At 69.4% G+C, this 12,063-nt stretch carries 9 protein-coding genes; 4 read left to right on the top strand and 5 right to left on the bottom strand.

Annotated features, from left to right (window positions below; genetic code table 11):
* Positions 1–100: 100 nt before the first annotated feature.
* Complete coding sequence (locus tag ACTWJ8_RS02680) at positions 101–1,891, top strand: subtype B tannase (RefSeq protein WP_443262691.1); 1,791 nt, start codon at positions 101–103, stop codon at positions 1,889–1,891.
* Positions 1,892–2,899: 1,008 nt separating this feature from the next.
* On the opposite strand, the gene ACTWJ8_RS02685 is transcribed toward ACTWJ8_RS02680, so the two are convergent.
* The 3 genes from ACTWJ8_RS02685 to ACTWJ8_RS02695 form a co-directional block, all read right to left on the bottom strand.
* A complete protein-coding gene (locus ACTWJ8_RS02685) occupies positions 2,900–3,358 on the bottom strand; it encodes a hypothetical protein (RefSeq protein WP_443262692.1) in 459 nt (152 codons plus the stop codon).
* A 142-nt stretch (positions 3,359–3,500) separates the two neighbouring features.
* Positions 3,501–6,575, bottom strand: a complete 3,075-nt coding sequence (locus ACTWJ8_RS02690) for an alpha-L-rhamnosidase-related protein (protein WP_443262693.1) — start codon at positions 6,573–6,575, stop codon at positions 3,501–3,503.
* 364 nt (positions 6,576–6,939) lie between these two features.
* On the bottom strand, positions 6,940–7,296 hold the full coding sequence (locus ACTWJ8_RS02695) for a winged helix-turn-helix transcriptional regulator (protein WP_443262694.1): 357 nt from the start codon (positions 7,294–7,296) through the stop codon (positions 6,940–6,942).
* An 82-nt stretch (positions 7,297–7,378) separates the two neighbouring features.
* On the opposite strand from ACTWJ8_RS02695, the gene ACTWJ8_RS02700 reads away from it, so the two are divergent.
* On the top strand, positions 7,379–7,675 hold the full coding sequence (locus ACTWJ8_RS02700; protein WP_443262695.1) for a DUF1330 domain-containing protein: 297 nt from the start codon (positions 7,379–7,381) through the stop codon (positions 7,673–7,675).
* A 28-nt stretch (positions 7,676–7,703) separates the two neighbouring features.
* Here the strand turns inward: ACTWJ8_RS02700 and ACTWJ8_RS02705 are convergent, their stop codons facing one another.
* Positions 7,704–8,258 carry a hypothetical protein gene (locus ACTWJ8_RS02705; RefSeq protein WP_443262697.1) on the bottom strand — a complete coding sequence of 185 codons (555 nt, stop codon included), beginning with the start codon at positions 8,256–8,258 and terminating at the stop codon, positions 7,704–7,706.
* 235 nt (positions 8,259–8,493) lie between these two features.
* Here ACTWJ8_RS02705 and ACTWJ8_RS02710 point away from each other — a divergent pair, with 235 nt between their 5' ends.
* Both ACTWJ8_RS02710 and ACTWJ8_RS02715 read left to right on the top strand, forming a co-directional pair.
* A complete protein-coding gene (locus ACTWJ8_RS02710) occupies positions 8,494–9,294 on the top strand; it encodes a hypothetical protein (RefSeq protein ID WP_443262698.1) in 801 nt (266 codons plus the stop codon).
* Positions 9,295–9,392: 98 nt separating this feature from the next.
* A complete protein-coding gene (locus ACTWJ8_RS02715) occupies positions 9,393–11,477 on the top strand; it encodes a SpoIIE family protein phosphatase (RefSeq protein ID WP_443262700.1) in 2,085 nt (694 codons plus the stop codon).
* Positions 11,478–11,522: 45 nt separating this feature from the next.
* Here ACTWJ8_RS02715 and ACTWJ8_RS02720 read toward each other — a convergent pair whose 3' ends face one another.
* Complete coding sequence (locus tag ACTWJ8_RS02720; RefSeq protein ID WP_443262701.1) at positions 11,523–12,023, bottom strand: DinB family protein; 501 nt, start codon at positions 12,021–12,023, stop codon at positions 11,523–11,525.
* Positions 12,024–12,063 lie beyond the last annotated feature (40 nt).

Raw genomic sequence — 12,063 nt, forward strand, 5'->3', positions numbered from 1 at the left:
AGCAAAATTGTTGTGCAGATTGTTAACACAGCTATAGCGTGCACGACGCCCCGCACTTGAGGCATCCAGCGAAGCACTCGGTACTCAATGAGGAGACTCCATGCAGCGGTTCTCCGCGTCCCCCCGACGCACCGCGTTCGCCCCCACGAGACGTCAGGAAGGGCCCGCTCCGGCGCGCAAGCGCCTTTTGCGAGGTCTGGCGATCGTCGGTTCACTCGCGCTGACGTCGCTCGCGATCCCGGCCTCCCTCGCGGCCGCGTCCGGCGCGTACGAGCGCGGACATGTCGCGGATCCGCAGGACGCGGCGCTGGCGTTCGACCAGAGCGCCTACACGACCATCACCGTCACGGTCGACGACCAGCCGGTGAAGGTGCGTTGGTACAAGGAGCTCTGCTACGTCGCCAACCCGGTCGCCGCCGCGGCCCAGCAACCCGGGATGGGCGGCACCACCACCATCAGCAACACGCGTTGCGGCTACGAGAGCATGAACGTGTTCGTGCCCGAGAGCGCCTTCAGCGACCAACGGGCGCCGATCTATTTCGCGGTGAACAACAGCGGCTGGATGGCCAGTTACGTCAAGGCGAGCGTGACCGCGGGCGCCAGCTACAACAGCTCGACCAGCAACGCCGGCGCGGCGCTGAAGGCCGGTTACGTCTTCGTGGACGTGGCGAACCGCAGCCGCGGGCTCGTCGGCGCGGACGGTTCCTCTCCGGGCAAGGCACCGGCTGCCGCGGTCGACGCGAAGGCCGCGGTGCGCTATCTGCGGCTCAACGACGCCGAGATGCCGGGCAGCGCCGAACGGATCGTCGTCAACGGCACCAGCGGCGGCGGCGCCCTCTCCTCCGTCCTGGGCGCTTCCGGCAACGACAGCGAGTACGACTCCTACCTCGCGGACATCGGCGCGGCCGGCATCGACGCCGAGGGGCACAGCACCCTGCGCGACGACGTGTTCGCGGTCAACGCGTACTGCCCGATCACCGACCTCGGCAACGCGGACGTCGCCTACGAGTGGCTCTACAACATCCTCGACACCCGCGACACGACCGGCTCGAACGCGCATCCGGCCGACGCGGCGGCCATCGCGGCCAAGTTCTCCGCGTACGAGAAGAGCCTCGGCCTGCGCAACCCGGACGGCTCGAGGCTGACGGCCGACACAATGCTGGACACCATCAAGAAGGAAGTCGTCCGCTCGGCGGAGACGTATCTGAAGGCCGACCCGTCCCACACCATCCCGGCGCTGGGCGAGAACTTCGTCATCACGTCCGGCGGTCCCGGCGGGTCCACCACGAAGTCGTACGTCAACGACTGGATGGACGTCGACAATGCCACGAACAAGGTGCGCTCCGTCGACATGACGAAATACCTGAAGTTCGTCGCCACCCAGGCCACGCTGAAGTCCACGCCCGCGTTCGACGCGGTGGGGGTCTACGGCAACACCACGAGCGGCACCGAGACCAACCTGTTCGGTCCGTACTCCCAGAAGTACCTGAACTACACCGAGTTCAGCTGGGACCACAACAACGTCCCGAGCGACGGCAGCGGCCTCGACGACACCGGGCTGACCTGGAAGCAGTACACCGCCAAGAAGAGCACCACCGTGGACGACCAGATCCACCTCATCAACCCGATGGACTTCATCGGCAGCAAGGACGCCGACGCGGCGCCGCACTGGTACGTCCGCAACGGCACGCGGGACCGCGACACCTCGTTCATCATCGGAATCAACCTGGACCGCGCGCTCGAGGCGGACCCGCAGGTCGCTGACGTGAACTTCCAGCTCGCCTGGAACCAGCCGCACGCCGGCAACTACGACGTGCCCGAAGCCATGGCCTGGATCGACAAGACCGTGAAGAAGGCCGGCGACCCGCTCTCCGGTGGCCACCGCAAGTAGATCCGGTGCTCGCCTCGGTCGGCCCTACTCACGGAGTGATGTGGGCACCGGCTACCGGCGCTCGACCGCTTTCCCCGGTTGAGCGCCGTTCGGCACACTCGCCCCATCAGCGGTCGCGTGCCGGGTCCTGAAGCTTGCCCGCCAGCCCTACTATCGCTGTTTGGAACGGCCGGTGTCCGGGGCCGAGTTCGAGCGGGCCCACCGCGCGAACGCCTTGTTCGACGCGCATCGGGACGAGCCGGAGTTCGGCTACCGCTTCCTGGCCGACGAGGCCCGCAGCACGGGGCCGGTCCACGACGACCTGGTCCGCCGCGACTTCACCGCGAACGGTCCGAACCGGCTGTGGCCGGCGGGCCGGGCAACTTCTGGATCCGATCCCCGAGGGTCACCCCTTGGATGGGCACTTCCCTGCCGCCACATACAGATCCACGTTCTCCGGGTTGTGAAAGGGGCGGCCGGCGGGCGGGAGTTGTTTGCACACCTGGCCCTTGATGCCTTTGAGCTGCGAGTGGCCTGTCTCGACGCTGCTTCCGTAGTAGACGCGAACGTCCCGTTCGGGGTAGCCCATGGCCAGGATCTGCTGATAGGCCTGCCTGAACGTGTCTCCGACGACCGAGGGTGTCCGTGGCGCGGCCGTGGCCCGTGCACTCCGCGACTGCGGCGCGTATCTGCGAGACCAGGCTGTTCTTGTCGGCTTCCGGATGGCTCTGGGCGGGCCGAGCCGACTTCGCATCGCTGTCGTTGTCTCCCGTCGTGCAGTCTGTCGCCGCCAGAGCCATGGCCGCGACGCCGACGATGCTACGAATGCGCCCGCTGTCAACTCAGAGGAGCTCCACGCTGATCGGGGTCGAGCCCTCCCCTGCCGCATAGTCCGTTGAACCGACTGTTGTCGTCGCATGGCTGATCGCAACAGATCCATGCTAGATCGCTTGGACTCAGTCGCACGGGCACGGGCCGAGACGTCGGCCGGGCGGTGGGGCTCGGTTCGGTTCCCTGGAGCAGGGACGGTCAGGCCTGCCTGATGTCGGAGATGAGCTTCGTGCGCAGGTCGCTCTGGACCGCGAGCCGGGTGTACGTGGGGTGCTGGTCGCTGCCCCACGTGAGGACGACCGTCGTGAACGCGTGGCCGGTTCCGGAGCCGTCGTAGCGCACCTTCCAGCGGCGGGGCACGTCCTGGGCGCGCAGGACTCCGTCGGCGTGGTTGGCGTTCTCCCACGCGGTGAGCCGGTGTTGGAGAGCGGGGGTGAGGTAGTGGGCGCGCAGTTGATCGGGCAGCCGGTCGGTGCCGTCAGCGACGGTGTCGATGTACGCGCCGTAGAAGTCCGCGACCCGGTCCACCGTGGATGCGGGGCTGCCTTCGCGGACCTGAGCCGGGGGTTCCGGCCGGTCCGCGGCTTGGGCCGCACAGGGTGTGATGAGGGCGGTCAGGGACAGTGCTGCTGCGGCGAGGCGAACAGGAAGGCGCATCGGGAAGGTACTCCGCTCTGACCGGGCCCGGACATTGGGCCGTGCGATGTTCCACTCTTGTGCAGACCTCGCCCCAGCCCGCCGTCGCCGGGCCCGTAAGTCACCTGAAAGGCGGCGCACCGTTCACCGGTGCGCCGGCCGGCTACTTGCTCGCCTCCGCGTGGAAACTCGTCCGTCCGGAGCCCGCCCGGTACAGCGCCCGACCGTCCTCGGTGCCGAGGTACTTGGCGCTGCCGGTGACGCGGTACGTGCCGCCGTCGGCCACGGGCAGCGCCACGGTCGCGGTGACGTTGACGGGGATGTCGACCTTGGTGTCGACCCCGTGGGCGTTCCGACGCCAGTCGACGCCGACCTCGCCGCGCTCCGTCCACTGCGTTCCGCTCGCGTGGTCGAGCCCCTTGTCCGCCGGGGCGATGCGCACGGTCGACGCCCCGGGGGACGTCACCTGGATGCCGAGTACGCCTTCGAGGATCCCGGTGATGGCGCCGGCGCCCCAGCCGTGGGACATGCTCTCACTGGAGCTCTGGGAGACCTGGCTTCCGGTACAGGACGACGTGGCGCAGCCCGGGGTCCACTGCTCCCACAGGAAGGTTCCGCCCTCGGCCAGCACCTGTGCGGGGCCGTCCTGGGTCGGATCGGTCAGGACGTCGACGATGGTGTCCGGGCGGTCGGTGATCCGCAGCGCGTCCAGGAGGGTGCGCAGCGTCATCGGGCCCTGCCGCATGCCCAGTTCGGTGAGCTTCCTGCCCGTCTTGGTGTGGTCGGCGGGGGCCTCGACTCCGTAGGTGACCGGGAAGCTCTGGGCGTGCTGGCCGGTGCCGCCGAGGCGGTTGCCGTCCTTGTCGAGGCCGTCGGCCCATGTGCCGTCGGCCGCGTCGTACAGGTGGGTGCGCATGGCGGTGGTGAGGCTGTCGGCCCGCCGCTCGTACGTCGAGCGCACCTCGGTGTCCCCGAGTGCCTCGGCCGCGCGGGCGACCGTGCGCAGGGTGCTGACGCCGAGGGCGTTGACGACGGTGCGGTTGACGTTGCCGGTGGTCACCGTGGAGTAGCGCATCGGGGCAGGCCAGTCGGTGATGCCGTTCAGGTAGGGTCCTGAGCCGCCCGGCAGGTCGGCGACGAGGCCGCGGCTGTCGACAGCGCCCCATACGTAGTCGGCGATGTTCCGCATCACCGGCAGGGCCTGTTCGAGGAGTTCGCGGTCGCCGGTGGTCCGGTAGTAGCGCCACACCCAGTCGGGGAACATCTCGGTGAAGTCGGGGATGTCACGCTTGCCGTCGCCGTTGGGGTAGACCGCGTTCATGCCGCCGTTGCCCCAGAACCGCTTCTGCGAGTTCATGAACGACACGATCGCCTGGCGGGTCAGGCCGCGCTCCCCGAAGGCGGCCATGGTGGCGCTGGACTGGTTGGCGGTGTCGGCGAGGAACTGTCCCTTCTCGCGGGTCGGGGTGTCGAGGAAGACGTTCTGCGCGGATTGGATCGCCGAGTGCTGCATGAGCGCGAACACGTCGTCGAGGACGGCGTTGTCGCTCTTGAACGTGGCGCGGTGAGGAGCTGTGGTGTGCTGCACCACGGCGCTGACGTCGTCCGCCGTCAGCGTCTCGCCCGGGTCGCTGATCTGTAGATAACGCCAGCCCCAGTAGGTGAAGGGGCGGGCGGTCTGGGCCCCGTCCTTCTCGGTGTAGTAGGAGCGCATGTTGCTGCCCTGGGTGTCCAGGCCGGAGGTTCCCGCCCGGGAGTTCTCCACCCAACTTCCCTCCGCATGGCTCTTCTTGAGCGCGGCGTCGAGGGTGACCGTGTCGTCCTCGACCGCCCGCACGGTACGTGTCTCCGGGTCCCCCACGCCGTAGCCCGCCGCGGGGGCGTCGACGGTGATCTCGTCCCCGGCGCGCACGTTCGATGTCTTGGCCAGGGTCACGGTGGTGTCATCTGCCGACGCGGCGGCGGTCAAGGTGGAGTTGTTGCGCCGGTAGCTGGTGGTGAGCGTCAGCTCCCGCCCTGCGGTGCCCTTGTGGAGCCGGATCGAGGGCACCGCGGAGTAGACCTTGCCGAAGTCGGCGAAGACCGTGCCGTCCGCGAGCCGTTTCAACGAGACCGGGTGGACGGTCTCGTACGACAGGTGCGCCTCGAGCGCGGACAGGTGTGTGAAGGCACACGGGTATCCGCTGGAGGAAGGGCAGGCCGCGGGGCCGGGGCGGGGGTGGGCGCCGATCGTGGTGGCCGCGGGCCAGGCCGTGTCGTCGTAGTCGGCGGTGTCCCAACCGGTCGGCTCCGCCCGGGCGTCGTAGTACTCCACGCGGTCCCCGGAGTCCGAGTTGCGGTAGGTCAGGGTGTCGACCCGCTGCGGCTCGTAGCGGTGTACCTTCCACGAGTCGTCGGACACCATCACGTCCCGGCTGCCGTCGGCGCGGTCGACAACGACCTTGACCAGCAGGCCGGAAGGGCCCTCCGCGCCGGCGGGCCCGTTCGCCCGGCCCTGGCACTTGCAGTTCCAGTAATGGGTGAGCACCCCGATCGGGAGCTCCTGCCCGGCCTTCACATCCGGGAGTTCCGCCACGTCGTAGTGGCCCTCCCCCGCGTACTCGTAGGAGGAACTGCGCTGCACCACGCGGCCGGCGACGTTCACCTGCCAGTCCCCCATGGCCGCGACGTAGATCCGCGCGTCGGTCACCTTGCTGCCGGCGGGCAGCCGCATGACCTTGCGGGCGGCGGTCCACTCGTTGCTCGCGTCGTTGCCCGTGGCGGGCCTCTTGATCCACTGGGCGCCGGACCAGTCACCGTCGTCGAGGCCGGTGGCGAACGAGGCGCTGCGCGCGTATGGAGATGTCTCGCCTCCCCGGTCCCACGTGCGCACCTTCCAGGTGTACTTGGTGCCGGGCTTCAGGTCGGGGCCCGCGTAGGGCACCCAGGACTGCTGCCCGCTGTCCACCTTGCCGCTGTCCCAGACCTGACGCCCCCGGCCGTCCCGCACCACCACCTCGTAAGCGGACTGCGTCTCGTCGCGGTCGGCATCGCGCGGAAGCCAGCCGAACGACGGCCTGCCGTTCACGGCAAGCGGGTCCACCTGGTCTGCGACCGTGAGGTGTGTCGGCGCCTGCGGCCGGTGGTTCGGCTCGGACCGATCCGCGACGCCGGGCGACGCCGAGGCCACAACCAGGCCGATCGCCAAGGAAGCCACCACGGACCGCGAACGCAAGGGCCACCGCAATCTCATACGCATTCTCAGGAAAGAGCCTGGTGGAGCACAAAGAGCCTGGTAGAGTATCCGGGCAGGGCTGAGCGACGCGATTGAAACGTATTAATCGATGCCAGCCCGGACCTTACGGAGCTTCCGGCTCCAGCGTCAATGGGCGTGCGGGTGCAAGCCGAGCCAACTGGGCGCTACTGAACGGCAGTCGAGGTCTCGCCGGTCGTGGGTGGCATCGGCTCGGAGGCGTGGCGACGCTGATGGGTCAGCAGGCCGAGGAAGCCGGCAAGGAAGCCGGCAACTGGGGCACGGCTTCGCCGTCGGGGCCGCTCGCCGGGGCGTGATGGCGAGTGGCCCCGGGGGGCAGGGATGCCGATGTGGCACGGTCACGCGGTGATTATTCCGGCCCTCCTGACGTCGGAGGCCCCATTTCCTCGGCCCACCGTCGACTCCAGGCATCCAACGGGTTCAGCGCCTCGACAAGTTCCCGGCCGAGTTGGGTGAGGCGGTAGCCATCGCCCTCAAGGGCGAGCAGGTGGGCGCCGGACAGTTCCTCGATCCGCGTACTGAGCACGCTGGAGGACATGCGCTCGCATCGGCGCTGCAACTCACGGAAACCGGCCGGGGCTTGGTTCAGTTCCCACAGGATTCGCATCGTCCATCGGCGTCCGAGCAGGTCGAGTGCAGCCATCACCGGACGGCCCGTTTCGGACCCGCGCACCGGCACACCCGGGCGCGGCGGCCTGGCTTCCATGCTCACTCCTTGTGCTTCGATTCTCGAAGCATCATAGTGATGCGAAAAGCCAAGCAGGGGTCATCCCGACAGTGGAGGTTCCATGCCCAAGGGCTACTGGGTCAGCGTCTACCGCACCATCTCCGACCCCGAGAAGCTGGCTGCGTACGACAAGTTGGCCGGTCCGGCCGTCCAGGCCGGGGGCGGTCGACTCCTCGCCGCCGCGAGCAGCCGGGTCGTGGCGCATGAGGACGGAACCGTCGAGCGCACCATCCTGATCGAGTTCGACAGCTTCGAGCAGGCCGTCGCGGCGCGAGAGAGCGCGGCCTACCAGGAGGCGCTGGCCGCCCTCTCCGACGGCGTCGAGCGCGACTTCCGCATCGTCGAAGGCGTCGACTGACCTGGTGTGGGGCTGCGGGGCTGCGGGGTCAACCCTCGTCCGGCCCCGCGATGATGTCGGGGCCGGTGAAGCCGATGCTCTGCCGCCAGCTGAGCTCCGTGGTTCCATCGGCGTCGCCCTTGCGGAAGACGACGCGGTAGCCGCTCCACGAGAAGCGAGTCCACTCCCACCCGTCGATGTTCTCGATGCTGTGCGTGTCCCAGTCGTGGAGGTCCCCGTCACTCACCGCCGCGATCGCGATCTCGGCGGGGTCGCCGTAACAGCCGCGGTCCCAGTCGGCCATGACGGCGACGGTGTTGTCGTACGTCGCCAACTCCGGGTCGCACTCCGCGTCGCCCGGCGCCGGATGCAGCACCTTCGGCTTCGACCACGGGCCGCCGTGGGCGCTCTGGTGCCGCTCGACGAGACCCTGCTCGGTGAACCCCACCGTGACGCGGCGCCCGTCGTCGAGCTCGATCGGACCCTCGGACGTGCGTCTGACCTGCGAAGGTGTCTCGGCGGGCCACTCGGCGCAGCCCACCCACACCCCGGCCACGAACGTCGCCGTCACCACACCAACCACCAGCACGGGCTTCCTGCGCAACGCCCCGCCTCGTCTCCGCATCGACCAACACTGCCCTTACGTGTGCGTGAACCATGCGATCAGACACCCGGCTGACACGGTGTCTCAGGGGCACGTTGAGATCGTCATCACCTCGTAACGGCGCTTCCCCCGCGCACATCCGATCGTGCAGGCTCAAGATCGAACAAGGGCGCACAGCCCGACCGTTCGACCGACCGACCGCATGCACGCTCACACCGCACGGGGGAACCACATCATGCTTCGCAACCACCGCCGCAAGGCCGTCCTGACCGCCGCCGCCCTGATGGCCACCACCACCCTGCTCACCGCCTGCCAGGGCGGCGCCGACGCCAGCGACACGTCCAGCGACTCGAAGGCATCCGCCTCGACCGCGGCCTCCGACGCCAAGGCGGACGCGAAGAACACGGCGACCAGCTCCGGTTCGGGTTCCGCGGGCGGCACGCAGCCGCAGTCCGGCGGTGGCACGGCGAAGGGCAAGGGCGTGAGCGGCACCTGGTTCGGCAACGTGTCCTACCTGGCGCCCGGCAAGTACACGGTCAGCGACCTGAAGGGCACCGAGCAGGCGTTCTTCACCTCGACCGACACCGACATCGAGGGCGCCGGCGAGATCTGCGGCGACGCCGACGGGCAGGCCGCCACGCCGTGCTCGGAGCAGCAGCTGGAGGCCGCCGCGAAGAAGGGCGTCTCGGCCACCGTGAAGATCAAGAACGGGACGGCCGTCAGCATCGTCGAGGACCACGCCGGCAGCGGCGGCGGTGACGGAGACACCGGCAAGCCCAGCGGCCTGCGCTCCGGTGAACTCGGCTACCTGGCCCCGGGCAAGTACACCCTGCGCGACAGCGACGGAAACACCCTCTCCTTCTACAGCGCCACCGCCACGACCATCAACGGCAACGGCTGGATCTGCGGCGAGAACGGCGACAACAAGCGCTGCACCGAAGGCGAACTCGAAGCCGCGGCCAAGAAGGGCGGCGTACGCGTCGTCGTGAAGCTCGACAACGGCGCCGCCGTCACCATCGACGAAGAGCACAACTGAGCCACAGCTTCCGTCACTCAGGCGGGCCGCCGCGAGCCCACCGCCGGAGCGGATCGAGTACGGCTGCTGATTGCACCGCCTCGGGGGATCATTGCCGTGTGGATGAGGATGCCGTACTCAAGCCGGGTCCCGTCTTCGACCTGGAGAGCCTTCAGGCGGCGACGGTGGGGGTCGGGCTGGTCACGGGGCCTTTCCACCGGCTGAGGGAGCACAATCAGCCATTCGGTAGAACGTTCGATTTCTGGCGGGTCGGACAGGAAGCAGGCGTCGCCCTGGCGGGGCCCGCGCTGCGCCCCGTCCTTCGGGCTCTGGATCTTGCCGGTACGCAGCGCTCGACCGTCCTGGTCGACGTCCCCGGCAGCCGCCCAGAAGGCGCGGTGAGCCGGACGTGTGTGGTGACCTGCATTCCGGTACGGATCTGGAGCGGGCGTGCCACGTTGATGCTGGCCGCGGAGATCACGACGCGAGTGCTCGGCGCGGGCGGGGTGCGCGAAGAGGCCCATGAGGCGCCCGCTGACGCGGTCAGGCGCTACGAGGCGTTGCTGTCCGCCATCCCGCACGTGGTGTGGCTGATGGCCAAGGACGGGAGCGTGTCGGCCCTGGTCGGACGGTTCGGGCAGGACAGCAGCGGGCTGTGGAATCCGGACGGCACCGGCTCGTGGATGGACGCCGTTCACCCCAACGACCGGGCGTGGTTCGAGGCCAAGTGGCGGGCCACCTCGAACGGCCAGTCGCTCCTCGACGCGGTGATCCGGGTGCGCCAGGCGCACGACCCCGACAGCTACCGCCACGTGAAGATCATCGCGGTTCCGGTACTGAAGGACGGCGAGCTCGTCGAGTGGATCGGCACGGTCAGCGACGCCGAGGAGCAGTGGCACAAGCAGATGCGGGAGCGGCTCCTTGCGAAGGTGGCGGCCGGTCCCGTGGCGGCCGACCTCGCGGAACTGTTCGCCGGCACGGCCGAGGCCGTGGTGCCCGACCTCGTCGACGCCTTCGCCGTCTTCCAGCTGCACGACGACGATTCCGCCGCGCGTGATCCCGGTTCGGGCCTCCACCTCACCAGCCGGGTACGTATCGCCCGCTCACCGAGCCTTCCGCCGATGCCTTCGCCGGGGGACGACTTCGTTCTGGGCCCGCTGGCCGAGGAAGCCATCGCGCAGGGCCGGGCCCGGGTCGTGAGGTTCCCTACCGGCGAGCCGCCCGAAGGCCTCTTCTCGGCGGCTACGCGCGGGTGGCTGGCTCGCGCCCGGGGCACCAGCCTGACGCTGCTGCCGGTCACCGTGGAGGGGCGGGCTGTGGCCATCGCTGCGGCGGCGACCTGCCAGGGAAATCCGCCACCGAGCGACGCGGAGGTCGATCTGCTCCAGGAGGTCCTGCACCGGGCGCAGGGCCCGGTGTCGCGCACGCTCGAGCTCCAGAACGTGCGGGATACGGCCCTGGCCCTCCAGCGTTCCTTCCTGGCCGCCCCTCCCCCGGTCGACGGCGCAGAGCTGGCCGCCGTGTACCAGCCGGCCAGCTCCCGGGCCGAGATCGGCGGCGACTGGTACGACGCCACGGCGTGCCGCGACGGATCGCTGACCTTGACGATCGGTGACGTGGCCGGGCACGACCTGAACGCCGCCACCGCCATGGGAAAGATCAGCACCATGCTGCGCGGCTTCGCCTACGACAGTCCCGAAAGCCCCGCGCAGACGCTGTGCCGCCTGGACCGGGTGACGCAAGGCCTCGGCACCAGCCCGTACGTCACCATCCTCCACGCGGTGCTCACTCCTGCGGAGGACGGAGGCCGGAACGTCGTGCTGTCCAATGCCGGGCATCTTCCGCCCCTGCTGATTCCGGCCGGCCACGGAGTGCCGCGCTATCTCGCCGCCGACGGCGGTCCTGACCTTCCCCTGTGTGTGGCACCTGGCGTACGGCGCGGCGAGTGGCGCGAGCGGCTCGGGCGGGGAGACACGCTGCTGCTTTTCACCGACGGGCTGGTGGAGACGCCCGGGGAGGACATCGAGGAGGGGCTCGGACGGCTTGCGTCGCGCGCGGCAGACCTCGCCGCCGAGGGCCTGTCCCTGCCTGCCCTCATCAAGGAACTGCTCACGCTGCCGGCCGAACGTCGCGACGACATCGCCATCATCGGCCTCCGCGTCACGGACGACCCGCCGTCGCCCGCACGAGCCTCCCAGCGCTGAGCAGCGGCCTGTTGGCGCACCTGTGCGGACCGAACAGGGCCCGGATCAGCGGCCGGTCGAGCCGTCGACCAGTTCGCGGAGGATGTCCGCGTGGCCCGCGTGGCGGCCGGTCTCCTCGATCATGTGGGTGAGGGCCCAACGGACACTGGGTGCGGAGCGGCCCGAGCCCGGTCGAGGGACGGGTGCGGCGAGGTCGGCGCACCCGTCCAGGACTTCGTTCGCGCGCTCGACGGCGTCCCGGTAGCGGGTCACGGCATCGGCCACGGTGTCCGTCGTGGCGGCCTGGAAGGTCGCTTGCCAGTCGCTGACGTCGTCTCCGAGGAACATCGACCGTTCGACGAAGGTCAGGTGGTTGAGCAGGCCGAGCAGGTTCGTGCCCGACGGAACCGCGGTCGTACGCACTTGGAGTTCGGGTGCGTCGGCGACCTTCGCGGCGTTCGCCGTCCGGAGGTAGTCGAGGAATCCGCGCAGGACCTCACTCTCGCTGTTGCCGGTCCTGGGTGGCGGGGTGTCGCGGCGCCGGTTGCGGCGCGTGGTGCTGGGCATGGAGGTCTCCTTGCCTTCCGGGCCGGTCGAGAGGGCGGGC

The organism is Streptomyces sp. SDT5-1 (assembly GCF_052245995.1).
In the GTDB taxonomy this organism is placed as follows: domain Bacteria; phylum Actinomycetota; class Actinomycetes; order Streptomycetales; family Streptomycetaceae; genus Streptomyces.

Bases quoted from the DNA above. Each gene is read 5' to 3' on its own strand.
- ACTWJ8_RS02680 (WP_443262691.1), top strand. From the start codon at position 101: ATGCAGCGGTTCTCCGCGTCCCCCCGACGCACCGCGTTCGCCCCCACG.
- ACTWJ8_RS02685 (WP_443262692.1), bottom strand. From the start codon at position 3,358: ATGCGCCTTCCTGTTCGCCTCGCCGCAGCAGCACTGTCCCTGACCGCC.
- ACTWJ8_RS02690 (WP_443262693.1), bottom strand. From the start codon at position 6,575: ATGCGTATGAGATTGCGGTGGCCCTTGCGTTCGCGGTCCGTGGTGGCT.
- ACTWJ8_RS02695 (WP_443262694.1), bottom strand. From the start codon at position 7,296: ATGGAAGCCAGGCCGCCGCGCCCGGGTGTGCCGGTGCGCGGGTCCGAA.
- ACTWJ8_RS02700 (WP_443262695.1), top strand. From the start codon at position 7,379: ATGCCCAAGGGCTACTGGGTCAGCGTCTACCGCACCATCTCCGACCCC.
- ACTWJ8_RS02710 (WP_443262698.1), top strand. From the start codon at position 8,494: ATGCTTCGCAACCACCGCCGCAAGGCCGTCCTGACCGCCGCCGCCCTG.
- ACTWJ8_RS02720 (WP_443262701.1), bottom strand. From the start codon at position 12,023: ATGCCCAGCACCACGCGCCGCAACCGGCGCCGCGACACCCCGCCACCC.